Below are 24,338 nucleotides of genomic sequence, written 5' to 3'. Positions count from 1 at the left end.
CCGGCGCGCGGTCGCCGCGTATCGTCAGGCGGGGCGGACTTTCGAATAGATCTTGCCCAGGATTTTCTGGACCTCGGTCTCGGGCCCTTCGGGCCGTCCCATCAGGATCCAGAGCAGGAAGGTGGAAGCGCAGTACAAAAAGCCTCCAAGGCTGACCAGGATCGCCAACTGCTTGGCGAGTTCGACCTTGTCGGTTGTGTAGTCCAGATAGTGTGACGCCACCGCGACACCGGCGGCCATCAGCGCGATGCTGGCAAGTGCCCGTACATTCGCCCAGAGCTGTTTCGAGACGGTGACGCCGATGAAGCGACGCACCAGGATCATGTTGACCAGTGCGCTGAACAGGCCGGTGAACACACGGCCAATGATCACGCCCGGCAAACCGGCCATGAGCAGTCCGACCACCATCACCGGAACACGGACCAGCAGCATCTGGGTGTCACGGACGAACAGAAGGCGCGTCTCGCCCTTCGCCATGCCGAGCGGCTGCACAAGTGAACCCAGGGTCTGCAGAGCGAAGACAGAGGCAAGCGCCTGGATGATGAAGATCACCGGTGCCCATTTTTCGCCGAGCGTCAGCCGGACCAGCGGATCCGCAATCACCGCAACGCCGATGCCGGCAGGAAGCGCGATCGCAGCGACCAGTGCCTGCACGCGCTGATAGGCGGCGGCCAGACGGGCGGGATCATGGCGAATGCTGGCAAAGCCGGGATAGATCGTCTGCGTGAGCGGCATGGTCGCCTCACGCGTCGGCATCATCGCCAGGTTGCTGCCCAGCGAATAATAGCCGAGCGCAGAGCCGCCGAGCATCTTGCCGACAAGCAGGTAGTCGAAACGCCAGTTGAGCGTATTCACGATCTGGCCAGCGGTAAGCCAGGCCGAAAAGGAGAAGAACTCCTTCATGTGCTGGAACGTGATCCTAGGCCGGAACGGCAACACCATGTAGGAAACAACCACGTTGGTCGCCTGGCTCACCAGCGTGCCGATCACCAGCGCCCAGTAGCTGTGATAGATCATGGCGATCGCCACCGCTGCGACGAAGCCCGTGAGCTTCTGCGAGACCGCGAGCACGAACTCCTGCCAGAAGATCAGGTCGCGCTGCAGCATGATCCGACGCGGATTGATAAGCCCCCCCAGCAGGATGCTGGCGCCGAGCGCCAGCATGACGCCGGTCAGCCGCGGTTCGTTGAACAGGAGCGCTGCCGGATAGGCGAAGCCTGCGAACAGCAGGCCGAGCAGCAATCCGCGCGAGGCATTCAGCGTCCACGCTGCGCTGAAATGCGATTCATCCGGCGCCTTGTGGCGGATCAGCGCCTCGGAAAGCGAAATCTGGGTGACCGTATCGACGATCAGCAGCATCGTCGTGGCCAGCGCCACGAGGCCGAAATCGGCAGGTGTCAGATACCAGGCCAGCACGAAGGTCGAGAGCGTCGCCAGTCCATTGACGATCGCCCTGGACAGGCTGAGCCACATGCTTCCCTTGACGAGGCGTCCCGTGATGCTGCTCATGCGGCGACGCTGGCTCCAAAGCATGATTCCGAAAAGTTGCAGACTTTTCGGACAAGGATCATGCGAAAAGAAAAAAGGCTCGCGCGGAATGCCTGGTCATCGCGAGCACATTTCGCGCCAGCGGGTGAAACCGCGCCTATCGCCGCAAGGCGAGCCGGTTTTCGCGACACGTGAATAGCCGCGAGAGCGATGTCCGCCGGTACCAAGCCGTACTCCAATCGGAACCGGTCACGGCGACCATCCTTGTGGGATTTTCGCGCGTGCCTGTCTTTGTTCGCCCCTGCCGCTCACCAAGACGGCCGCAAATTATGGTCCGCTATGTTGCACCGCAATAGGGACCTGATCACGGTTCATTTCAGGCCTTCGTTATGTAACGCCCACAGCGGTTTAGCCTCGGCTGACAGCCATCCGAGAGACCTGTTCTTAGGCTTGAAATGTGTCAGGATTGGAGCTTTCGATGCCAGACTCAGTCAGGAGCCATCGCATCCACTCCTCAGGCGCTGATCGGAGGGCGTTTATCCTTCCACGGCATTGTCAGTTCGAGCTGGCTTGAGACCGCGAGCACGGCAGCCTCGTCACCATAGCGGCCAACAAGCTGCACGCCGATCGGAATGCCCTCCTGAGACCAGCCAAGCGGCAGCGAGATCGCGGGCAGGCCGGAAATGTTGAATGGATAGGCGAAGCAGGCATCCGCCCACTTGGCATTATAGCGGTCGAGATCGGTCATTGACATGTCGTAGTACCCCATTGGGCGGGGCAGCTGCGTCAGCGTCGGCGTGAGGTAAATGTCGTAGGGCGAAAGATCCTGTGCGATCGCCCGGCTGAGCTGACGCAGCTTTTCGACATCGCGCACGTGATCGACGCCGCTGATCGAACGGCCACGCTCGATCACCGCCCAGGTGATCGGTTCGACATCCTCCCAGGTAACTGGCCGTCCGATTGCGCCAGCCAGGTTTTCGAACATCGCCGCCGTTTCGACCGGCCCCATATGGCAATAGGTGCTCCAGGCGTCGTTGGCGTCGAGCGCCATATCGTGCTCCTCGACATCATGTCCGAGGCTTTCCAGCGACTTGGCGGTGGCCAGCACGGCGGCCCTCACCTGCGGATCGACAGGCGTGCCGTTGTTGGCGGTGACCGTGTAACCGACCCGCAGCCGCTTCGGCTCGCGCCGTGATAGTTCCAGCCAGCTTTCGGTGGGTCTCGGCGGCACATAGGCGTCGCCAGGCAACGCGCCGGCCACGGCATCGAGATAGGCTGCGGTGTCCCGCACCGTGCGCGAATGGCACAGGAAATAGGCGCCGCCATACCAGAAATCACCGTCCGGAGCGAGCGTGACACGACCGCGCGAGGGTTTCAGACCGACGATGCCGCAGCAGGAAGCTGGGACGCGGATGGAACCGGCACCGTCGCTGGCCTCGCTGATCTGCACCATGCGCGACGCCACCGCCGCTGCGGTGCCGCCGCTGGAACCACCGGCAGTGATGTCCTCCTTCCATGGGTTGATGGTGGCGCCGTAGAGTTTCGGCTCGGTGGAGATCGACCAGCCGTTTTCCGGCGCATTCGACTTGCCGACCAGCACCAATCCTGCCGCCTTGGCGCGGCGCACCGTTTCGGAATCCGTCTCCGCCACGAGGTCCTTCATATAGGATGACGAATTGGTCAGCGGCGCACCCTGCCAGGAGCTGCCGAGTTCCTTGGCCAGGAACGGAACGCCGGCGAACGGAGCTTTGCGGTCGACTTTCGCCGCCGTCGCTCGCCCCATATCGTAGAGCCGATGGACGACCGCGTTGAGCCGGGGATTGAGCTGTTCGATCAATGTGATGGCGGTCTCGATCACCTCCAGCGGCGAGACTTCGCCACGCTGCACCAGCTCAGCCACGCCGAGCGCATCGGATTGGACATAGACATCCTGCAGGTTTGTCACGATGGTTCCTCCTCCCAGAAGAATGAGGCTGACCGAACGCCAGCCGAATACGATCCCGGTCCGACCCCTCCCCGTCCCCAATACGGAAAAGATAGGGTTGAGGCACGCCAGCTGAATGGAGCAGATGGGGTGGCTGTGCCGGTCCAGCCGTGACGATGCTTCCCGTCCGGTCCAGCCCTAACCATAACTCAAGGCAGGACTGGCGGCTGTATTCAAGCGGGCTAATATGCGCTGTCCAAACATTATGGAGGGGACGATGCTTCATAAACTGGTTGCGGCCCTTGCGCTGCTCGGCGGGCTGGCAGTCGCCGCGCCGGCGCTGGCCGCCAGCGCGCACACCACCGGCAACGTCAATGTGCGCTCCGGCCCAGGGACGGGCTATGCCAAGCTCGGCACGCTGCCGGCAGGCGCCCGCGTGAACCTGCGCGGTTGCGAGGACAATTGGTGCAACGTGCGGGGCGCCGGCCTGTCCGGCTGGGTCTCGGCCAATTTCCTGACCAATTATGTCGGTCGTCCACCCGCCGTGGTCATCGCGCCGAAAATCGTCGTCCGGCCGCCACATCGCCCGCCGCACTGGCAGCGGCCACCGCATCGCCCTGGCTGGAAGCCGCGTCCGCCACGGCCACGCCCCGGGGACAACTGCAAGATCGCGCCGGGCTTCCCCTGTCCGTGATCCACTCCTGACAACCTGATGTCAGGAGCCCGGCTGACATTGAGGCTGAAGGCCGGCTCGCGGCCTCCAGCCTCTTTCCATTTCGGCGGACTCCTCCCATATTCGGGGCATGGCCAAATCCCCTGAAAAGAACCCGCCTCGCCCGGAGGATCGTTCCACACCGCGCAAGCGTGGCAATGGCGTGACCGACTTCCTCGACGCGTCGGAACCGTTGCGTCGTGGCGGCTTCGAGGAAACGCAGCAAACCGAGTTCACCGGCGCGCCTTTGGGTGGCTCGATTTCGGATTGGGCCGAGCAGATCTCCAAGGAAGCCGAGAAAGCTGCCCCCAAGCCCAAGAAAGTGCCGGAGAAAAGTGCCGCGCCAACCCGCACGGCGCGGGGGACTTCCATGGGTGGCGCTGCTTCCGCCAAGGAGCGGGCTGCAGCCGGTCTCAACCCGGTCGCCGGTCTCGACATCAGCCTCGAGGAAGCTGCCTCCCTGTCCAATTCGGGCGTTACGGCCACTGTTCAGGCGCTGGCCGACCTGATCGAGAGCGGCAACCCGCTGCATAAGAACGGCGTGCTGTGGACGCCGCACCGCCCCGAACGCCCGGAGAAATCCGAAGGCGGTATCGCCATCAAGATGGAGACCGAGTTCAAGCCGTCCGGCGACCAGCCGACGGCCATCAAGGACCTGGTCGAAGGTGTCGTCAACGAGGATCGCACGCAGGTTTTGCTCGGCGTCACCGGCTCGGGCAAGACATTCACCATGGCCAAGGTCATCGAGGAGACACAGCGCCCTGCCCTGATCCTGGCGCCGAACAAAACGCTGGCCGCCCAGCTTTATTCCGAATTCAAGAAATTCTTTCCCGAGAACGCGGTCGAATATTTCGTCTCCTACTACGACTACTATCAGCCGGAAGCCTACGTTCCGCGAACGGACACCTATATCGAGAAGGAAAGCTCGATCAACGAGCAGATCGACCGCATGCGCCACTCGGCGACGCGTTCACTGCTCGAGCGCGACGACGTCATCATCGTGGCGTCGGTCTCCTGCATCTACGGTATCGGCTCGGTCGAAACCTACACGGCGATGACCTTCCAGATGACGATCGGCGACCGCCTCGACCAGCGGCAGCTCCTCGCCGACCTTGTCGCGCAGCAATACAAGCGCCAGGACGCCAACTTCGTGCGCGGCTCGTTCCGCGTGCGCGGTGATACGATCGAGATCTTCCCTGCCCACCTCGAGGACCGTGCCTGGCGCATCTCCATGTTCGGCGACGAGATCGAGTCGATCACAGAATTCGACCCGCTGACTGGCACCAAGACCGGCGAACTGAAAAGCGTGAAGATCTACGCCAACTCGCACTATGTGACGCCGCGGCCGACGCTCAACCAGGCCATCAAGTCGATCAAGGAAGAGCTGCAGCATCGCCTCGTCGAACTCGAACGAGCCGGGCGTCTGCTGGAAGCACAGCGGCTGGAGCAGCGCACGCGCTTCGACCTCGAGATGCTGGAGGCGACCGGAAGCTGCGCCGGCATCGAGAACTATTCGCGCTATCTCACCGGCCGCAATCCCGGCGACCCGCCGCCGACGCTGTTCGAATATGTGCCGGACAACGCGCTGATCTTCATCGACGAAAGCCACGTCACCATCCCGCAGATCGGCGGCATGTACCGCGGCGACTTCCGGCGTAAGGCGACGCTGGCCGAATACGGCTTCCGCCTGCCGTCCTGCATGGACAACCGGCCATTGCGCTTCGAGGAATGGGACGCGATGCGCCCGCTCACCGTTGGTGTTTCCGCCACGCCCGGCACTTGGGAACTGGAGCAGTCCGGCGGCGTCTTCGCCGAGCAGGTCATCCGCCCGACCGGCCTGATCGACCCGCCGGTCGAAGTGCGTCCGGCCAAGAGCCAGGTCGACGATGTCGTCGGCGAAATTCGCGAGACCACGGCCAAGGGCTACCGGACGCTGGTGACGGTGCTCACCAAGCGCATGGCCGAGGACCTGACCGAATACCTGCACGAGAACGGCATCCGCGTGCGCTACATGCATTCCGACATCGACACGCTGGAACGCATCGAGATCCTGCGTGACCTGCGCCTCGGCGCGTTCGACGTGCTGGTCGGCATCAACCTGCTGCGCGAAGGCCTCGATATTCCCGAATGCGGCTTCGTCGCCATCCTCGACGCAGACAAGGAAGGCTTCCTGCGGTCTGAAACCTCGCTGATCCAGACCATCGGTCGCGCCGCGCGCAATGTCGACGGCAAGGTCATCCTCTATGCCGACACCGTGACCGGTTCGATGGAACGCGCGATGGCGGAGACTAACCGCCGCCGCGAGAAGCAGATGGAGTACAACGCCGCCAACGGCATCACGCCGGAAAGCGTGAAGTCGCGCATCGCCGACATCCTGGATTCGGTCTACGAGAAGGACCATGTCCGCGCCGACATCTCGCAGTTCACCGACAGCGCCGGCGCGATGATGGGCAACAACCTCAAGGCCCATCTGGAAGCGCTCGACAAGCAGATGCGCGATGCCGCCGCCAATCTCGACTTCGAAAAGGCTGCCCGCATCCGCGACGAGATCAAGCGGCTGCGCGAGATGGAACTTGCCATTTCCGACGACCCGCTGGCGCGTGAAGTGGAAGGCCAGAGCCCGGCTTCGGGCCGCGAAAAGGGCAAGCACAACAAGGGCGTGGCCAAACATCGTACGGCCGAGGAACAGGAGCGTTTCCGAAAACTCGACGAAGCGCGCGCCGCCGAAGAAGCAGCCAAGGCCGCCCGGCCCAACCTCTTCCGCAAGCCGCACCTCGACGAGATGGGTGCCGATGGCGTCGTGCCGGCCAAGAAGCCGCTGTTCCAGAAGCCCTCGATCGACGACATGGGTCCGGGCACCGACCAGCCGACGCCGGCCGGCGCGATCTCGCGTTCGCTGTTCAAGAAGCAGACGGCTGCCGAAGCCCACGGTTCGGACTATGGCACGCCGGATGATTCCCGGCGAAGCCGCAGTGGCCAACAGGCCACCGCGCCCGATGGCGCGCCCTCGCGGAACGAGCCGCACGGTGGCGACAGCGTAAGCGATAATGATCGCAAGTCGCTGTTCAGGAAGAACTCGCTCGATGAGATGACGGTGCGGCGCACGGAAAAGCCGGTCGAAGGCGCGCGTCCGGTCAAGCCGGAAGATGTGAAGCCGATCGTGCGTGAACGCGCGGGCATCGGCTCCTACGAGGACCCGGCGGACAGGGCCAGGCAGAAGCGCCGGCCGGGCAAGACGGGCCGACCAGGACACTGATTGCTGGGCGCTTTTGAGCCCAGAGCGTTTCCGGTTCTTCGGAAACGCTCTAACTCTTTGTTTTGCGCAATTCCGAACGGACAACCGCTGCCCACTTTTCCTGGAATTGCTCTAGCAAAAAATTTTCGCCGCCTTTGTCGGGAAGCAGTCTCGTCATTCGTTCCTTGAGTGTCGGCACAAGATGTCGCCGCCAACAAAAGGGAGAATGCACCATGTCGATCCTGTCATCCATTGGTCGCATCGCGACCGAATACTCGGCGGCACGAACCCGCGCTCGCACCGAGCGTGTGCTTCGTTCATTGCCGATCGAACTGCGCAAGGACATTGGCTGGCCTGAGCCCATCGATGGATGGGCAAACCGGCCGTTCGGTCCCGTCACCCGGGCCAATTCGCTGAACTCATAAGCTGAATCCACAAACGAGAGGAGAGCCCCATGAACGACACGACCACACAGACCGAATATCCACGCCCGCAGGTTCTCGGCGGCCTGATCGCCTATCTGCAGGTGGACGGCGCCGTGAAGGCCGCCGAATTCTACAAGCGTGCCTTCGGCGCCGAGGAAGTCTTCTCCTATCCGCCGGACGAGCAGGGCCGCACCATGCACATCCATCTCTATATCAACGGTTCCTCGCTGATGCTGTGCGACGCGTATCCCGAGCAAGGCTATCCGCACAAGCCGGCGCAAGGCTATACGATGCAGCTCATCCTGCAGGCCAACACTATCGACAGTTGGTGGAAGCGCGCGGTCGATGCCGGCTGCGAGATCGAAAGTCCCCTCGCGGAAATGTTCTGGGGGGACCGCTGGGGCAGCCTGCGCGATCCGTTCGGTGTCAACTGGGCGATGAACGCCCCCATCAAGTAGCCAGAGGCCGACCTTCCACCAGATAAAGGCTGGTTTCCAACCGCCGGGTCGGACGATCCGGCGGTTTGCTCCTGTCGACTGCTACTTCAACCGCTCGATCAGCGGATTGAGCCGGTCGCCGTAACGTTTCCAGAGATCGACAGACCCTTTGTACATCGGCTGGCGTACCTGCGCGGCCGAAGCCGTGCGCACCTGCCGTTCGTTCTCATGGAACGACAGCACCGCATCGCTCCAGGGCAGGCCGAGATAGTCGATCAATGCGCGGCTCTGGCCTTCCTGATCGGCCACGAAATCCTCGTAGCGCACATCGTGCACGACGCCGGGCAGCACTGCATGCCAATGCGCCATCATATCCGTGTAGAGATTGTGGAAATCAGCCAGCTCGGCAAGGTCATAGCCGTAGAGATGGCCGTCACCGCGGAAATGCGACTTGAAGATCGACAGGCAAGTTGCCACCGCATTGCGGCTGCAATGCACGATCTTGGCCTTGGGCAGCATCAGGTGCAGGAAGCCCACCAGAAGGAAGTTACCCGGCATCTTGTCGGTTACATGCTTCAAGCCGGGATAGCGGGCATGCAGCATGTCGAGATAATCGTGCCCGGCATCGGCGAAGGCCTTGTCCGGCATATCGGCGATGCCGGCAGGGAAGCCGCCTTTCATATCGAGCGGGAACCCCTTGCCCACGGCGGTCTTGAGGATCGTCAGCTCGCCGGCGCCGAACACCTGGGGATGGCTGGCGATGATCTGCTCGACCAGCGTCGTGCCCGAGCGCGGCATGCCCACCACGAAGATCGGCGCATCGTCCTCGATCGCGCTCGGCTTGTGTTTTTTGAAGAACTCCCTGGTGAAGGTCGCCTTCATCGCCTCGAATTCGGCGCGCGTCCTGGCGGCATCGTAGGAGATACCCTGGCGGCGGATGGCATTGCCCTCGGCGAAATAGTCGAACGCCCTGTCGTAGATCTTGAGATCGTCGTGCGCCTTGCCCAGACCAAAGGAAAGCTGCATGCGCGCGAGACTGTCTGCCGGCGCCTTGGCATGTTGAGTTTCCATGGCGGTCAGTTCGCCGTCGCGCTCGCGCTGTGGCTTGACCTGGGACAACATCAGCCAGGACTTCGCCTGCGCGGGCTCCGCGGCCAGCGCGGTGCGGAAATGCTCGGCCGCTTCGGCCAGACGGCCCTTCTCCATCAACCCGACACCGTAGCCATGATTGAGGTCGGCATCCTTCGGACGGATTGTCAGCGCCTCGCGGAAGGTAGCCAACGCATCGTCCAGCCGGCCAGCCTCCTGCTGTGTCTCGGCAAGTCCTGCCCTTGCGCGCATGTGGAAAGGATTGCGGCCGATCGTGGCGCGGAAGACTTCCTCGGCGGCATCGAAATGACCGACCTGGCGCAGCGTCGAGCCGAGGTTTTCGCGTGCAGCGGCGTGATCGGCCTTCACGGCGACAGCCTTGCGAAACTGGTCGGCCGCGGCGACAACCCGGCCCACGTCGCGCAGCACCGTACCGTAGTTGTTGAGGAAATCTGGATTCCTGGGCTCGGCCCGCAGCGACTGCTCGATGAGGGCCAGTCCCTCGGCGCTGCGGCCGGTCTGGTGCAGCAGAAGACCGAGGAAATGTGCCGCTGCGGCGTGGCTGGCCTTGGCGGCGAGAACCTGCCGATAGAGGCTCTCCGCTTCCGGCAAGCGCCCCGTCTGATGCAATTGCAATGCCTGGGCGACCGCGCGATCCAGGTCACCACCGCGCGGCGGTTGCCCGGAGCCCCCTGCGCCACCCTTTGCGCTTTCACGCCTTCTCAATGCCCGGTTGATGGGACACCTGCCATGTTCGTCTGAGCCTGCTGCGACCTAGGCCATCCGGCCGGAGGTTTCAAGCATGGCGTGTCCGAACCAACCTTCCAGGCGCCACGGATAGTGGCGCCTGGAAGCGGCAATCAACATGGGCCTCCGTCGACGACGCGCCAGCCGGCGGCGCGCGCTTCGCAGTTGTTCGGGAAGGTCTGCAGCTGTCCGCGCCGACGTGCGCAGACCGGAGCATATTCCCGTGTGCAGAACTGCGGGCGGTCGCCGTCGCCGCCATCGTTCCAGCCACCACCACGGCACTGACCGTCGCCAATGACGCGATAGCCGGAGCGCCGCGCCATGCACGCGTTGGCGAAGGTTTGCCTGTCGCCGCCGCGCCGCGCACAGACGGGTTCGTATTCGCGCGTACAGAATTGCGGCCCTGGACCAGGATAAGGCGGGCGTGGTCCCGGCCCCTCGTCCACAACGACGGTGCAGGCCGCCAGCACAATCGCCAGAACCGCCAGCGCAAGGCTTTGCGGCCGCAGGAAGAATTTCAGAAATATCATGGCCTCTCTCCATCACCCCCACCGGCGGTCAAGCCGGAGACACGGCACCGCGACCGCGGCAGCCATATCAGCCCGATTGAATAGCCCGCATCGGGAACAACGCAAGTGCAGCCTTCCGCCGTGGTGAACGGCTAAATCAACCGTACCGTCGGGTTCTGTACCTATCATTCCCGGTCTGTGGCAGATGACCCTGCCTTGGCGAGGGTCTAGTGCGGGCGCAAGCTAGGTGCCCAGTCACCTGCTTCAGCTTGCAACGATCACATTTCCGTGCGATAAATTCTGTGTTCGGGCATTTGCGACCCGGAGACTGGAACGTTTGCACGACCCTTTCCCCGATAGTGTGAATCTCTGACAGCCCCGTTTTTCGGCGGGGGATTTTGTCATGCGCGAATGCATGAGCGCCGAAAAAACCACCGGGAACTGCCCATCGGCGCAGGACGAAGGGCGGAACCCATCATTGAACGGGTGAGGGAGTTATTCCAATGGCCCAGACCGGTACCGTAAAGTTCTTCAACTCCACCAAAGGCTTCGGCTTCATCACGCCTGACAACGGCGACAAGGATGTTTTCGTTCATATCTCCGCGGTCGAGGCCTCCGGCCTGCGCACGCTGGTCGATGGACAAAAGGTCAGCTTCGAAGTCGAGCCCGATCGCAAGGGCAAGGGACCGAAGGCGGTCAATCTGAACGCAGCATAGAACAGCGTTCGATCGGCGAGCGGCAACAGATTAGAAAGGCGCGGCGATCTTCGTCGCGCCTTTTGTCTGCCAGCTCAAGCATTCGCGGCTTGACGGCTAACCAACGGCAAAAGTTTTTCTTGCCGATACCGCCAAAATAAACGACAAATTTCCATTCTGGGTCATCAAAAGCCCGGAGACTGGACTGATGGGGTTCACAAGGAGTTTCCCATGCCGCAGACCGGCACTGTCAAATTCTTCAATCATGCCAAGGGCTTCGGCTTCATTACGCCGGACGATGGAGCAAAGGACGTTTTCGTTCATATTTCCGCCGTGCAGGCATCCGGGCTTCCTGGTCTTGAGGATGGACAGAAAGTGACTTTCGATACCGAGCCGGACAAGCGCGGCAAGGGTCCCAAGGCGGTCAACCTTACGGTCGGCTAGAGCGCCGCACGTCCCTTCGGACGTGCAAAGGACGCTCTGGCACTTTAAGTTGGCGCATGACGGGCTGCAGATGCCGCCCTGCCTTTCCGGAAATCGATTCCGATTTTCGGGGTCATGCGCCGGGCCGATCGGTCACGGACGACATCGATCGATTGCCCATCGCAAAATGGCGCGGTGGGATGTCTTTGACAGATTTCGCGACAGCGATTTCGTTCAGCCTCCGTTCAGCCACGACCGCCTATTAGTGGTTGCAAGACCGGACGACGCCTCCGAAAGAAGCGGGCGAACCGGAACGAAGGAGACCGTCATGAACCGATTTGTCAAAGCTGCCATCCTGTCTGCCGCCGTCGGCGCGACGACCCTGGCAACCTTTTCACCTGCAAGTGCCGACGACTGGCGCTGGCGCCGTCACCATCACCGCGGCGGCGATGCTCTTGCCGCTGGTGTCGTTGGCCTCGCTGCGGGCGCCCTCATCGCAGGCGCCCTGTCGCAGCCGCGTTATCGCGAGCCGGCCTACTACGACGACTATGATCCGTATTACGAGCCGCGTCCCCGCTATGTCGTGCGCCCGCGGCCTGTTGTGCGGCAGTACTATTCGTATGCCGGCAGCGTCGAGCCTTGGAGCCCGGAATGGTACAGCTACTGCTCGAACCGCTACCGCTCGTTCAATGCGCGTTCAGGCACGTTTACGGGCTACGACGGGCAGCAGCATTTCTGCACCGCCAACTGAACCAACGTTATCAAGTTCCCTGCCTGGACCAAAAGCGCCGCCTCCGAGCGGCGCTTTTTTCATGCCGGCAAGATCCGAGGTCGGCCGTCAGACAAGGAATGGATTGGAGCGGCGCTCGTCACCAAAGCGGCTGCCGGGACCATGCCCGCACAAAAAGCCGATATCGTCCCCGAGTGGCAGCAGCTTTTCCTTGATCATACGGATCAGCGTCTCGTGGCTGCCGCCAGGAAGATCGGTCCGGCCGATCGAGCCGTGGAAAAGCACGTCGCCGACATGAGCGAAGCGGGCCGCACGGTTGAAATAGACGACATGGCCGGGCGCATGCCCGGGGCAATGCAGCACTTCAAAGCTATGTTCGCCGAACGACACGGTCTCGCCTTCGGTCAAGAAGCGGTCCGGGACGCAATTGCGGATAGTGTCGGTGATGCCGAAACGGCGAGCCTGGTTTTCCAGATTATCGAGCAGCGGCCTGTCATCCTCGTGCGGACCGATAATGTCGACGCCCAGTGCTTCCTTGAGATCCATCGCACCGCCGGCATGGTCGATATGGCCATGCGTGATCCAGATCGCCTCGACCGAGATGGCATTATCGCGCACCGCCGCCAGGATACGCTCGACGTCACCGCCGGGGTCGACCACCACGCCGATCTTGCTGTCGCCATCGAACAGGATGGTGCAGTTCTGCTGGAACGGCGTGACCGGCACGACACCGGCATTGAGCTGACCCATGATGGCTCCTTGATCGCTTTCCCCTCACCTTAGAGCGTTTTCGTTTTCACGGAAACGCGGAAACACTCTAACTCATTGTTTTTACGCAATTCCGAACGGAAAACCGTTACACACTTTTCTTGGAATTGCTCTAGCGCATCGGCCCGCAAATCGGAATCGATTTTCAGAAAAGCACGGTGCGTCGATTCAAGAAGCCGGGCTTCGAAGCCGGAAATGAAATGGGCGGCCGAAGCCGCCCATTTCTAAAACTCGAAAAATAGCTGCGCTTACTTTTTCATCGCGTTCATGACCAGGCCGATGATGCCGGTCAGGATCGCGCCACCGCCGGCACCACCGACGATGTTGTTGAGGTTGAGCGCACTGCCCAGGCCGCCCGCGGCGGCCGTCGCCGCGGCCGGATCAACCGCTCCGCCGCCGAGCAGGCTGCCGAGGATGGCTGCGCCACCGACGCCGCCGATCGCGCCACCGAGGATCTTGGGAAGCTGGGACATTGCAGCCTGCTGCAGCGCCGCACCCACCGCCTGACCGCCGATGATGCCGGTGACCACCTGGACGATGATCGGAAGAAGTGTTTCCATTCTATAGTCCCTCCTTGGATGCCTGCCGCCGCAGGCAGACATCGAAATGAGACCGCGAATCGGTTGAAAGTCAAATGGCAGAAAAAAGCGCGAGCAAAAAAGTAGCGCATAACTGCTCTTTGAACACAAATTGCCAAACTTCTTAGGCAGCGGCGACTGCTTTTGCAGGTTGCACAGCATCCGCATAGGCCTGAACAAGCGTTCTGCTGATGGCACCAACGGCGAATCGGTGTTGGCCAACCTCACTCACCGGCGTGACCTCCGCCGCCGAACCAGTCAGGAAACATTCTTCAAAGCCCGACAGCTCTTCCGGCAGAATGGCGCGTTCGACAACCTCAATGCCGCGCTGACGAGCCAGATCCATCACCGTGCGTCGCGTTATGCCGTCGAGGAAGCAGTCGGCTGTCGGTGTGTGCAACTTGCCGTCCTTGACGAAGAACACATTCGCGCCGGTCGCCTCCGCCACCTGCCCACGCCAGTCGAGCATCAGCGCATCCGCGTAGCCTTTCGCCTCGGCGACGTGCTTCGACATGGTACAGATCATATAGAGGCCGGAAGCTTTTGATTTCGATGGCGCCGTGCGTGGATCCGGCCGGCGGTATTCGGCCCAATCGAGCCTCAAACCCTTCATTTTCAGTTCCGGGTCGAAATAGCTCGGCCATTGCCAGATGGCGACCGCGCAGTGAATGCGGTTGTTCTGCGCCCCAACCGAAGTCTGTTCGCTACCGCGCCAGGCGATCGGCCTCACATAGGCGTCCTGAAAACCCTGCATTTTCAAGAGGGTGCGGCAGGCCTCGTCAATCTCGGCCACCGAATAGGGAATGGTGTAGCCGAGGATGCGCGCCGATTGATGCAGCCTTTCGCTGTGTTCAGTCAGCTTGAATATCTCGCCGGCATAAGCGCGTTCGCCTTCAAAAACGGCGCCGCCATAGTGCAGGCTGTGGGTCAGCACATGAACTTTCGCATCAGCCCATTTGATGAACTGGCCATTCATCCAGATGAAACCATCCAGTTCGTCGAAGGGAACAGTCTTCATGGAATCCTCCCGAGCGCAGGCGAGCCTGCGCACCGTTGTCACGTTGCGTTGCTGTCGATTCGGCTTGAGGGCAATCTGCGCGATGCTTGCGCAGGGTCGGATGCACATTGATGAAATTTCCGGAAAAGCGCTGCCGCCTTGCCTTTTCGTGCGCAATCAGCCCTAAAGCTTATCGAAAATTACCACTGCCCGAAAAATACGTCAATAATGCTGACATATTTTTCGGCTAAACGCAGGACCATCATGGCTGACCGCAAGACCGCTCGAGGAGCGCCGATCAAAACGCCGGTAGGCGAGCAGGACGGCATCGATTTCAGCATCATCGAGCTGTTCTTCTTCGCCTATCGCGATTTCACCTCCGACCCCGACGAGATCCTGGCCGACTACGGTTTCGGTCGCGCGCATCACCGTGTGCTGCACTTCGTCAACCGCAGGCCAGGGCTCACCGTCGCGGAACTGCTGGATGTGCTCAAGATCACCAAGCAGTCGCTGGCGCGTGTGCTCAAGCAGCTCATCGACACCGATCATATCGTGCAGCTTCCTGGCCCGCGCGACCGCCGCCAGCGCGAACTTTACCCGACCGAAAAGGGGCGCGCCCTGGCACTGGCGCTGGCGCGGCCACAGTCACGCCGCATCCATACGGCATTGGGAGATTCCGGTTTGGGGAACCGCGCTTCGATTGAGCTGTTTCTAAAAGCGATGGTCAATCCGGAATTGAGGGCGCAGATTGATATCTTGCCCGCGAACCCTACCCAGAAACGATCAGGGGACGATCATGGAGAACACTGAGAGGACCGACAGGCCACCTGCTCCGAATGACGATGCGCCGCATCTCCTGGTGGTCGACGACGACACGCGCATCCGCAACCTGCTCAAACAATATCTGACCGAGAACGGCTTCCGCATCACCGTGGCCGGCAATGCCGACGAGGCGAGACGCAAACTGATCGGCCTCGATTTCGATCTCCTGGTGCTCGACATCATGATGCCGGGCGAAAGCGGTGTCGACCTGACCCGCTCGCTCCGGACGGACAAGAACGTGCCGATCCTGATGCTGACGGCGCTCTCGGAAACCGACAACCGGATCAACGGGCTCGAAGCCGGGGCCGACGACTACTTGCCGAAGCCGTTCGATCCGCGCGAACTCATCCTGCGCATCAACAACATCCTGCGCCGCGGCGGCCCGGCCACCACGCCGAAAGTCGAGCAGTTGGTGTTCGGCCCCTACACGTTCCAGATCGCCAAGCGCGAGCTGAAGAAGGGCGGCGAGGCCTTGAAGCTGACCGACCGCGAACAGGAGATCCTGGCGATCTTCGCTGCCCGTGCCGGCGAGACGATTCCGCGCCACGAACTGGTCGGCGATGATTCGGAGGTCGGCGAGCGCACCATCGACGTCCAGATCAACCGTCTGCGCCGCAAGATCGAGCGCGATCCGGCCAATCCCGTCTGGCTTCAGACCGTGCGCGGTATTGGGTATCGGTTGAGCGTGGAATAGACTGTGGCGCTGTCGCCAGGCGGCGGCATCGCGCGAACCGGTAGGTGAATGGCGACTTCGGAATTGCAAGGACCGCAATCGCAGGACGGACGCATCGCGCGCACATTGGGCGCGTTGCCGCGTGGCTGGCGTCGGTTCTGGCGCCGGGTCTCCTTCTATATGCCGAAGCGGCTTTATGCCCGTTCGCTCATCATCGTCATCGCGCCGATGATCCTTTTGCAGTCGGTCATCGCCTATGTCTTCCTCGAACGGCACTGGCAGCAGATGACCCAACGCCTTTCACAGGCGGTGGTCCGCGATATCGCAGCCGTCGTCGATCTGATCGAGACTTATCCGCGCGAAGCCGACTACGGCAACATCATCCGCATCGCGCAGGACCGCATGCAGCTGAAGGTCGATCTTTTGCCAGCCGACCCGCTGCCGCCGCCGGGACCCCGGCCCTTCTTTTCCATCCTCGACGACGTGCTGCCGGCGGAGATCACCCGCCAGATCAATCGGCCGTTCTGGATCGATACGGTCGGCAACTCCAACGTCATCGAGGTGCGTATCCAGCTCGAGGACAAGGTGCTGCGGGTTTTCGTACGCCGCAGCCAGGCCTATGCCTCCAACACCATCGTCTTCCTGATCTGGATGGTCGGCGCGTCGTTGGTGCTTCTGATGATCGCCATCCCCTTCCTGCGCAACCAGATCCGGCCGATCCTGGCGCTTACCGATGCTGCCGAGAGTTTCGGCAAGGGGAGGCCGATGCCGCGCGATTTCCGACCGCGCGGTGCCGAGGAGGTGCGGCGCGCCGGCTTTGCCTTCATCCAGATGCGCGAGCGCATCGAGCGTCAGATGGAGCAACGCACGGCAATGCTGACCGGTGTCAGCCATGACCTGCGCACCGTGCTCACCCGCTTCAAACTGCAACTGGCACTGATCGGCGGCAAGCGCACCGACACCGAGGCGCTCAACCAGGACATCCAGGACATGCAGTCGATGCTGGAAGGGTACTTGGCTTTCGCGCGTGGCGAAGCCACCGAGGACCAGGGAGATTTCGACCTCGAAGCCTATTTCCAGAAACTGCGTGATGAGGCTGCGTTGCGCAAACGCAAGCTGACCACCACGATCAGTGGACCCAAGCTCGTGCATGTCAGGCCGAACGCCTTCGAGCGCCTGTTGTCGAATGTCGCCGGCAATGCCTTTCGTTATGGCAAGACCGTCGACATCAAGGCCGTCAACAGCCGCGGCGCACTGGTGGTGACGATCGACGATGACGGTCCTGGCATCCCGCCGGAAAAACGCGAGGAAGTGTTCAAACCCTTTGTGCGGCTGGACGAAGCACGCAACCTCGATGCCAGCGGCACCGGTCTCGGCCTCTCCATCGCGCGCGACATCGCACGGACCCATGGCGGCGACATCGCTCTCGAAGACAGTCCGCTCGGCGGCCTTCGCGCCATCATCAGAGTGCCCTCCTAGAGCAAAAGCTGCGATTTTGCGTCAGGAAAGCGAAAGCCGTGTTAGGTCACCGGCTCATAACGCTCATTCGTCACCATGGATCATGGTGCGCCAGCGCGACGCCGATCCTCGAAAGTTCAACGTCTACGCTGACGCGCCGAAACCCCTTACCCTCCAACGATCTCGCTGATCTGCACGATGGGCGCGATGTCCGTATAATTGGCGACGTCCGCGGCGATCTCCGCGCGGTGGGGACCTAGCGCCTCCTGGAATGTCTCCAGGGTCGGCGAGTAGACGTGGCACGCCGCGACGAACTCCGGCGCGCTTCCAGGTTCGCGACCCGCAAGGCCCTTGTCGATCTCGTAGCGGAGGCAGGCATCGCCGAGCCGTTCCTGGATCAGTGGCATGTGCTTGGTGCGGTAGTAGTCGTGATCGAACTTCGAGCCGCCATTGGCCGGATAGTAGACGCTCATCTTGATCACGGTCGGGCTCCTGACTGAACGCCTCCCCGAGCGTCCGAGGTGGCCTTCTAGCTCACCGGCTCATAATGCGCATCCAGATTTTGGCTGAAACGAGTTCGACGAGGGCAAGGTCGTTTTCAACGTGCTTTTCGAAGCGGGTGACCACGGCACGGAAGTGCTTGAGCGACGCTGGCCCATCAGCGGCTCCAGAACCTTGCAGCTATCGCCAGCAGTTTACGAGTGCGTGACCTGGGCTCCGAAGGCGGCCACCCGCTCCAATTCATCGCCGCGTCATGAAAACATGCTCAACAGCGCCCATGAAGCGCGCGATTGTCCATGATTCGATCTGGCGCCTGGACCCCGGCGTCCTGCCCGGCAGGCCGGACTGGTGCGAGGAATGGATGCTGAACAGCCTCCCCTTCCGAACGCGCGCGAGCAGCCCCCAGCGACACCGCGGCGAGGTCCCATGCGCATCCTGATGGTCACCGATGCCTGGCGTCCCCAGGTCAACGGCGTCGTTCATACACTGGAACGGCTATCGGAAACCTTGAAGACGCAAGGCGTCGAAACCCAATTCCTCACGCCGAATACCTTCCGCACCTTGCCCCTGCCCACTTATCCCGACATCCGGCTGGCGCTGACCACGCCGCGCCATGTCGCCCGCCTGATCGCGGATTCGAACGCCGACCACATCCATATCGTCACCGAAGGCCCGCTCGGCATCATGGCGCGGCGCTATTGTCGGGCGCATGGCCGCCCCTTCACCACCAGCTACCACACGCGTTTTCCGGAATATCTCAGCGCTCGCCTGCCGGTGCCGGAAAGCTGGGCCTACAACTGGCTGCGCGACTTCCACAATTCCGGCCAGGGCACGCTGGTTGCCACCCAGTCCCTGGCCGATGATCTCGCCTCACGCGGCTTCAACAAGCTGAAACCCTGGACGCGCGGCGTCGACATCGAACATTTCCGCCCCGACAAACGTGGCGATCTGCCCTACCCGCGCCCCATCTTCCTGTCGGTCGGCCGCGTCGCCATCGAAAAGAACCTGCCGGCATTCCTCGAACTCGACCTGCCCGGCAGCAAGGTCGTGGTCGGCGACGGACCAGAGCGCGCCAAGCTGACGGCCCGCTATCCCAACGTGCATTTCCTCGGCCACCGCCCGAGCGCTGAACTCGCCGAACTCTATGCTTCCGCGGACGTTTTCGTGTTTCCCAGCCGCACCGACACTTTCGGAAACGTCATCATCGAGGCGCTGGCCAGCGGCACGCCGGTCGCCGCCTATCCTGTGACGGGGCCAATCGATATCGTCGGTGACGGCATCGGCGGCAAGGTCTCCGAGGATCTGCGCCAGGCCTGCCTCGATACTCTGACAGTGAGCCGCGCCGAAGCGCGCGAACGCGCCATGCGCTACAGCTGGAAGGCCTGCGCCGACATGTTCATGGATACGGTGAACGAGGCGCTCGGAAGACGCGAGAAACTCGCTGCCTGATCAATATGCGAGCGGTTAGTAGAGGCGACCACCGTTCGGCACCTTGCGCTCGATCGCGCCCAGCACGACGTCGCCGTCGCCGTCGGGAAAGCCGAGCGTCAAGACTTCCGACATGAACTTGCCAATCTGCCGCGGCGGAAAATTCACCACCGCGAAGACCTGCCGACCTACCACGCTCTCCGGCGTATAATATTTGGTGATCTGTGCCGACGACTTTTTCACCCCGATCTCGGGGCCAAAGTCGATCTTCAGCTTGATCGCGGGCTTGCGGGCTTCCGGAAAAGGCTCAGCCTCGATGATCGTGCCGGCACGGATGTCGACACGGTCGAAGTCGGCGAAGGTGATGTCTGGTTTACGCTCGGTACTGGCAGTCATTTTTCTCGACAGTATTGGTCAGGCATTGCCATAGGTTTCAAACAGCACGCTCGACAGCGCATCCTTGGCCGAAGTGCCGGACCAGACGACGAACTGAAATGCCTGGAAGTAGCATTCGCACGCTTCCAGTGCTGAAGACAGCAGCACTTCGACCTGCTGGCTTGAAGGTTCGACGCCGCCGGCGAGCAGCAGCGACTGACGGAACATGATCGCGCCTTCCTGCTCCCACAGGTCGAAATGGCCGAACAGCATCTGCTCGTTGATCAGCGACAGCAGACGCATGACTTCCAATGTGCGGTTCTCGGGAACCTTGATGTCGAAGGCGCAGGCCAGATGCAGTGCCTCGAAATCCTCCATCCAGGAAAACGACACATGATAATCGGTCCAGGTTCCGGTCACCGAGATCGAAATTTCGTCGTCGCCGGCCCGCTCGAAAGACCAGTCATTGTTGTGCGCCACCTGCTCGATCACATCGACCGGATGGATTTCGCGGGAGAATTCGAGTTCGAGAAGTTCCATGGAATGCTTCCTGTCGTTCTGGGAGCGCCACCGCACGCTCCGCGGGGGAGGCACGCACAACGAACAATTTTTCTAGAACTCGGACGGCCTGGACTGCTCGACGCAACACCCCATGACCGGACCCCACCGCCCGGCGCATGACCCCGTTCCGAATCATGCAGCAAATTCAGTCTATTGATCGGGAGTCGCGTGACCAGCCCAATTTTTTGGGGCGGGCCATTCGCATGTGGAAAGTGGAGACACAAAGAGTCACAAGCCGCCGTTAAGCGATTCACGACAAAGCGCTTTTTCAGACGGTGGGTTGTGGAAAGATTTAACGATTTATTTTTTTGCGCGTGGCTTCGCGGTGGTGGCCGAGGCCGGTTTTTCGCTCTTGGCTGCTGCGGAGCCGCCAAGCTGTGCTTCAAGTACCTCGATGCGGGCCGCAAGTTTGGCGTTTTCTTCGCGCGCCTTGGCTGCCATTTCGCGCACCGCCTCGAATTCCTCGCGCTGCACGATATCCATGGAGTTCAGCAGTCGCTCGGCCTGGGCCCGGAAGGCTGTTTCCATCTCGCGGCGCACGCCCTGGGCGGCTCCCGCGGCATCGGTCACCAGTTTGGCGAATTCATCGAGGATGCGGTTCGGTCCGGTCGACATGGCAAAACCCCTGTTAGCTGATTTGACCTAATGAGCCCCATGCCAGAATGCAAGGTTGCTCTGCCTTGACCCCGCCAAAAGCCTGCCCCATGGTCCGCGCCTCAAAGCATGATCCCGAAAAGTTGCAGACTTTTTGGATAAGATCATGCGGCAAAACAAAGAGATAGAGCGGAACAGCGATACAACGTCGCGTTCCGCTCCAACGCGACCCGCATGGGAGATTTCCTTGAGCGACCTGCTGCCGCTGGCTGCCCTTTCCTTCCCGAACATCGATCCGGTCATCTTCCAGATCGGCCCGTTCTTCGGCTTCGGCCCCTTGAAAGTGCATTGGTACGGCGTCGCCTATGTCGTCGGCATCCTGTTCGCCTGGTGGTACGCCAAGCGCCTCATCACCAACACCCGGCTGTGGCCCGAAGGCAGACTGCCGATGAAGCCCATCGATATCGACGATTTCGTCGTCTGGGCCGCTGTCGGCATCGTCGCCGGCGGGCGGCTGGGTTACGTGCTCTTCTACAACTTCCCGCGCTATTTCAACAATCCGATCGAGATCTTCTACCTTCAGGACGGCGGCATGTCCTTCCATGGCGGCATCACCGGCACCATCCTGGCGATGTATCTCTTCGCCCGCTCGCGCGGCATCCATGTCTGGTCGCTGTTCGACGTGGTGGCCGCGGGCGTACCTGTCGGCCTCGGCCTCGGCCGGCTTGCCAACTTCATCAACTCCGAGCTGTGGGGGCGACTGACAACCGTGCCTTGGGCGGTCGAATTTCCGAATGGCGGCCCCTTTGCACGCCATCCCAGCCAAATCTACGAAGCGCTGCTTGAAGGCCTCGTGCTTTTCCTGGTGCTGCGTTTCCTCACCCATTCGCGGCTGAAGCTGATGACGCCCCGTTTCATCTCAGGCGCCTTCGTAGCCGGATACGGCCTGTCGCGCATCTTTGTGGAGTTCTTCCGCGAACCCGACCCGCAGCTCGGCTATCTCTTCGGCGGCTGGCTGACCATGGGTATGGTGCTGTCGGCGCCAATGGTTCTCATCGGCATCTGGTGCATGGCAACGGCCAGACCCATCACCCACGCACAGCCGGCATGACGCAACTGAAACGCCGCATCATCGAGTTGATCTCGACGGCCGGGCCCATCCCGACCAGCGAATACATGGCGCTTTGCCTGTTCGACCCCGAGGCGGGTTATTACACGACGCGCGAGCCCTTTGGTACCGGCGGCGATTTCATCACGGCGCCGGAAGTCAGCCAGATGTTCGGCGAACTGGTAGCGGTCTGGCTCTACGAGACCTGGCGTGCGGTCGGCTCGCCGATGCCTGTCACCCTGGCCGAAATCGGACCGGGCCGCGGCACGTTGACGAAGGACATGCTGCGCACCCTCGAGCGCCTCGATCCGGCTTTTGTTGCAGGCGCTTCGATCGCACTCATCGAGACCAGCCCGCGCTTGCGCGAGAAACAAAGGGATGGGCTGGCCGGCAGTGCGGCAAGTGTCAAATGGCACGAAACAGTCGCTTCCCTGCCCGGCGCACCCCTGCTGATCGTTGGAAACGAACTGTTCGATGCCGTTCCGATCCGACAATTCGTGCGAACCTCCGACGGCTGGCGCGAACGCATGGTGGGGCTCGATGAAAACGGCGAACTTGCCTTTTTCGCCGGAGCGGCTTCGCTCGATCCCTCGCTTCTGCCGCCCGACGCAGAGAGCGCACCAGACGGCTCCATCGTCGAGATCGCCCCGGCACGTTCGGCGCTGATGCAGACGATTGCCGACCAGATCGCGGCGCATGGCGGTGCAGGCCTGTTCTTCGACTATGGCCATTTGCAGCCGGGTGTCGGCGACACGCTGCAGGCGTTGCGCAGCCACGAATACGAGGGCGTACTGGCGAGCCCCGGCGAAGCCGATCTCACCTCGCATGTCGACTTTTCCGCGCTGGCCACCTCCGCCCGAATTGCTGGCCTGCGTGCCGACTTCACGACACAAGGCTCGTTCCTGCTCGGCATGGGTCTGCTCGAACGCGCCGGTCGCCTCGGCGCCGATGCCGACGATGCCACGCGCGAGCGCCTGTCGGGCGAAGTCGAGCGCCTCGCCGGCCCGCAGGCCATGGGCGATCTGTTCAAGGTGCTGGCCGTCGCCCACGAGGACATCGCGCTGCCGGTGTTCCGCAGTCGGGTCAGCTAAAGCAATTCCAGGAAAAGTGTGTAACGGTTTCCCGCCCGGAATTGCGTAAAAACAATGCGCTAGAGCGGTTCGGAATGAGATGGAAACGATGCAGGAAGACGAACTCGACACATTGAAGGAGACGATCGTCGCCCGTTTTCCAGACCTGGCCGGGTCCAGGTTCAGGCTGCTCACCCAGGGCTGGGATTCGATCGCAGTGGACGTGGACGATCGGCTTATCTTCAAATTTCCGCGCAACGAGACCGCGCAAAAGTCGCTGATCCGGGAGAGCAGCCTTCTCGACGTGATCCGTCCCGCCGTCACCATGCCGGTTCCCGATATCCGCCTGATCGATGGTTCGCGGGTCTTCTCGCGCCATGAGAAGCTGAAAGGCAGCCATCTGGAGACGCCTCACTATGCCCGCCTGTCCGCGGAAGCCCGTGAGGACCTCGCACTGCGCCTGGCTCGTTTCTACGTCGACCTGCACGGCCTCGACATGGACACGATGCGTGCTGCCGGCGCAGGACCTGTGGAAGCATGGTCCAAACCTGACGAAGTCCGCGTCAAGGTGCTGCCGCTTCTGTCGGGCGAGTTGAAAATCCTGGCCGAGCGGATCATCGCGTCCTGGGCCGACTTGCCGCCGGACCCTTACGGCACGACCTATGGTTTTTTCGACGGTCACGGCTGGAACATGGCCTTCGATCACGAGACCAGCCGCCTCAGCGGCGTCTATGATTTCGCCGATTCCGGCTTCGGCCCGCTGCACAGGGATTTTATCTATTCGAACTTCATTTCCACCGACCTGACCGAACGCATCATCTCCCACTATGAGATCCTGTCCGGCTGTGCGCTCGAGCGCGAACGTGTCGAGGTGCTCACCGGCGCGCATCGTCTGTGGGAGCTGGCGGAGGCTGTGGACGATCCACCGCGAATCCCGTTCATGATCGATCATTTCTCCTATTGGGCGGCCGCGTTGCGTTGACCTGTCCTA

Annotated in this window: 25 protein-coding genes; 14 read left to right on the top strand and 11 right to left on the bottom strand. The window is 61.8% G+C overall.

Annotated features, from left to right (window positions below):
* Nucleotides 1-24: 24 nt before the first annotated feature.
* Complete coding sequence (locus ACFWXH_RS08180) at nt 25-1,509, bottom strand: lipopolysaccharide biosynthesis protein (protein WP_054310539.1); 1,485 nt, start codon at nt 1,507-1,509, stop codon at nt 25-27.
* A gap of 493 nt (nt 1,510-2,002) precedes the next feature.
* Complete coding sequence (locus ACFWXH_RS08175; RefSeq protein WP_379119150.1) at nt 2,003-3,433, bottom strand: amidase; 1,431 nt, start codon at nt 3,431-3,433, stop codon at nt 2,003-2,005.
* A gap of 256 nt (nt 3,434-3,689) precedes the next feature.
* Between ACFWXH_RS08175 and ACFWXH_RS08170 the strand changes: the two genes are divergently transcribed.
* From ACFWXH_RS08170 to ACFWXH_RS08155, 4 genes are all read left to right on the top strand, one after another.
* Entirely contained in the window at nt 3,690-4,106 is a 417-nt protein-coding gene (locus ACFWXH_RS08170) for an SH3 domain-containing protein (RefSeq protein WP_379119148.1), read from the top strand.
* A 109-nt stretch (nt 4,107-4,215) separates the two neighbouring features.
* Nucleotides 4,216-7,380 carry an excinuclease ABC subunit UvrB gene (gene uvrB, locus ACFWXH_RS08165; RefSeq protein ID WP_379119146.1) on the top strand — a complete coding sequence of 1,055 codons (3,165 nt, stop codon included), beginning with the start codon at nt 4,216-4,218 and terminating at the stop codon, nt 7,378-7,380.
* Nucleotides 7,381-7,592: 212 nt separating this feature from the next.
* Nucleotides 7,593-7,784 (top strand): hypothetical protein, encoded by a 192-nt coding sequence (locus ACFWXH_RS08160; protein WP_379119144.1) that lies wholly within the window; start codon nt 7,593-7,595, stop codon nt 7,782-7,784.
* A 29-nt stretch (nt 7,785-7,813) separates the two neighbouring features.
* Entirely contained in the window at nt 7,814-8,242 is a 429-nt protein-coding gene (locus ACFWXH_RS08155; RefSeq protein WP_379119141.1) for a VOC family protein, read from the top strand.
* 81 nt (nt 8,243-8,323) lie between these two features.
* Here the strand turns inward: ACFWXH_RS08155 and ACFWXH_RS08150 are convergent, their stop codons facing one another.
* Both ACFWXH_RS08150 and ACFWXH_RS08145 read right to left on the bottom strand, forming a co-directional pair.
* A complete protein-coding gene (locus ACFWXH_RS08150; protein ID WP_379119139.1) occupies nt 8,324-9,940 on the bottom strand; it encodes a tetratricopeptide repeat-containing sulfotransferase family protein in 1,617 nt (538 codons plus the stop codon).
* 230 nt (nt 9,941-10,170) lie between these two features.
* Nucleotides 10,171-10,587, bottom strand: coding sequence for a Kazal-type serine protease inhibitor domain-containing protein (locus tag ACFWXH_RS08145; RefSeq protein ID WP_379119137.1), 417 nt, complete (start codon nt 10,585-10,587; stop codon nt 10,171-10,173).
* Between the two features lie 482 nt (nt 10,588-11,069).
* On the opposite strand from ACFWXH_RS08145, the gene ACFWXH_RS08140 reads away from it, so the two are divergent.
* From ACFWXH_RS08140 to ACFWXH_RS08130, 3 genes are all read left to right on the top strand, one after another.
* A complete protein-coding gene (locus ACFWXH_RS08140) occupies nt 11,070-11,282 on the top strand; it encodes a cold-shock protein (protein ID WP_054310545.1) in 213 nt (70 codons plus the stop codon).
* Between the two features lie 210 nt (nt 11,283-11,492).
* Nucleotides 11,493-11,705, top strand: coding sequence for a cold-shock protein (locus tag ACFWXH_RS08135; RefSeq protein WP_024925394.1), 213 nt, complete (start codon nt 11,493-11,495; stop codon nt 11,703-11,705).
* Between the two features lie 307 nt (nt 11,706-12,012).
* On the top strand, nt 12,013-12,435 hold the full coding sequence (locus ACFWXH_RS08130) for a BA14K family protein (RefSeq protein ID WP_054310546.1): 423 nt from the start codon (nt 12,013-12,015) through the stop codon (nt 12,433-12,435).
* An 87-nt stretch (nt 12,436-12,522) separates the two neighbouring features.
* Here ACFWXH_RS08130 and ACFWXH_RS08125 read toward each other — a convergent pair whose 3' ends face one another.
* From ACFWXH_RS08125 to ACFWXH_RS08115, 3 genes are all read right to left on the bottom strand, one after another.
* Nucleotides 12,523-13,164, bottom strand: a complete 642-nt coding sequence (locus ACFWXH_RS08125; protein WP_379119135.1) for an MBL fold metallo-hydrolase — start codon at nt 13,162-13,164, stop codon at nt 12,523-12,525.
* 266 nt (nt 13,165-13,430) lie between these two features.
* Nucleotides 13,431-13,742 carry a hypothetical protein gene (locus tag ACFWXH_RS08120; RefSeq protein WP_054310548.1) on the bottom strand — a complete coding sequence of 104 codons (312 nt, stop codon included), beginning with the start codon at nt 13,740-13,742 and terminating at the stop codon, nt 13,431-13,433.
* A 142-nt stretch (nt 13,743-13,884) separates the two neighbouring features.
* A complete protein-coding gene (locus ACFWXH_RS08115; protein WP_379119132.1) occupies nt 13,885-14,778 on the bottom strand; it encodes a branched-chain amino acid aminotransferase in 894 nt (297 codons plus the stop codon).
* Between the two features lie 243 nt (nt 14,779-15,021).
* On the opposite strand from ACFWXH_RS08115, the gene ACFWXH_RS08110 reads away from it, so the two are divergent.
* Genes ACFWXH_RS08110 through ACFWXH_RS08100 form a run of 3 tightly spaced genes read left to right on the top strand, consistent with a single transcriptional unit; the run spans nt 15,022 to nt 17,731 of the window.
* Nucleotides 15,022-15,567 carry a MarR family winged helix-turn-helix transcriptional regulator gene (locus tag ACFWXH_RS08110; protein ID WP_054310613.1) on the top strand — a complete coding sequence of 182 codons (546 nt, stop codon included), beginning with the start codon at nt 15,022-15,024 and terminating at the stop codon, nt 15,565-15,567.
* Nucleotides 15,554-16,273 carry a response regulator gene (locus ACFWXH_RS08105; protein WP_379119130.1) on the top strand — a complete coding sequence of 240 codons (720 nt, stop codon included), beginning with the start codon at nt 15,554-15,556 and terminating at the stop codon, nt 16,271-16,273. Before ACFWXH_RS08110 ends, ACFWXH_RS08105 begins: the two co-directional genes overlap by 14 nt.
* A gap of 48 nt (nt 16,274-16,321) precedes the next feature.
* Nucleotides 16,322-17,731 carry an ATP-binding protein gene (locus ACFWXH_RS08100; protein ID WP_379119128.1) on the top strand — a complete coding sequence of 470 codons (1,410 nt, stop codon included), beginning with the start codon at nt 16,322-16,324 and terminating at the stop codon, nt 17,729-17,731.
* 146 nt (nt 17,732-17,877) lie between these two features.
* Here ACFWXH_RS08100 and ACFWXH_RS08095 read toward each other — a convergent pair whose 3' ends face one another.
* The gene (locus ACFWXH_RS08095; protein WP_379119126.1) at nt 17,878-18,192 is read right to left on the bottom strand and encodes an EthD family reductase; all 315 of its coding nucleotides are present in this window, start codon (nt 18,190-18,192) and stop codon (nt 17,878-17,880) included.
* A 445-nt stretch (nt 18,193-18,637) separates the two neighbouring features.
* Here ACFWXH_RS08095 and ACFWXH_RS08090 point away from each other — a divergent pair, with 445 nt between their 5' ends.
* Nucleotides 18,638-19,660, top strand: a complete 1,023-nt coding sequence (locus tag ACFWXH_RS08090; protein ID WP_379119124.1) for a glycosyltransferase family 4 protein — start codon at nt 18,638-18,640, stop codon at nt 19,658-19,660.
* Nucleotides 19,661-19,675: 15 nt separating this feature from the next.
* On the opposite strand, the gene ACFWXH_RS08085 is transcribed toward ACFWXH_RS08090, so the two are convergent.
* The 3 genes from ACFWXH_RS08085 to ACFWXH_RS08075 form a co-directional block, all read right to left on the bottom strand.
* Nucleotides 19,676-20,035 (bottom strand): tRNA-binding protein, encoded by a 360-nt coding sequence (locus tag ACFWXH_RS08085; protein ID WP_379119122.1) that lies wholly within the window; start codon nt 20,033-20,035, stop codon nt 19,676-19,678.
* Nucleotides 20,036-20,053: 18 nt separating this feature from the next.
* Nucleotides 20,054-20,554 (bottom strand): YbjN domain-containing protein, encoded by a 501-nt coding sequence (locus ACFWXH_RS08080; RefSeq protein ID WP_054310552.1) that lies wholly within the window; start codon nt 20,552-20,554, stop codon nt 20,054-20,056.
* A gap of 321 nt (nt 20,555-20,875) precedes the next feature.
* A complete protein-coding gene (locus ACFWXH_RS08075; RefSeq protein WP_379119120.1) occupies nt 20,876-21,190 on the bottom strand; it encodes an accessory factor UbiK family protein in 315 nt (104 codons plus the stop codon).
* A gap of 235 nt (nt 21,191-21,425) precedes the next feature.
* Between ACFWXH_RS08075 and lgt the strand changes: the two genes are divergently transcribed.
* The 3 genes from lgt (at nt 21,426) to ACFWXH_RS08060 (ending at nt 24,329) form a co-directional block, all read left to right on the top strand.
* Nucleotides 21,426-22,280, top strand: a complete 855-nt coding sequence (gene lgt, locus ACFWXH_RS08070; RefSeq protein ID WP_379120870.1) for a prolipoprotein diacylglyceryl transferase — start codon at nt 21,426-21,428, stop codon at nt 22,278-22,280.
* On the top strand, nt 22,277-23,368 hold the full coding sequence (locus ACFWXH_RS08065; RefSeq protein ID WP_379119118.1) for a class I SAM-dependent methyltransferase: 1,092 nt from the start codon (nt 22,277-22,279) through the stop codon (nt 23,366-23,368). Before lgt ends, ACFWXH_RS08065 begins: the two co-directional genes overlap by 4 nt.
* 88 nt (nt 23,369-23,456) lie before the next feature.
* The gene (locus ACFWXH_RS08060) at nt 23,457-24,329 is read left to right on the top strand and encodes a phosphotransferase family protein (protein WP_379119116.1); all 873 of its coding nucleotides are present in this window, start codon (nt 23,457-23,459) and stop codon (nt 24,327-24,329) included.
* The last annotated feature ends 9 nt before the right edge of the window (nt 24,330-24,338 follow it).

Source organism: Mesorhizobium sp. NPDC059054 (genome assembly GCF_042739215.1).
Taxonomy (GTDB): domain Bacteria; phylum Pseudomonadota; class Alphaproteobacteria; order Rhizobiales; family Rhizobiaceae; genus Mesorhizobium.
This window is presented reverse-complemented; position numbering and strand designations above follow the sequence as displayed.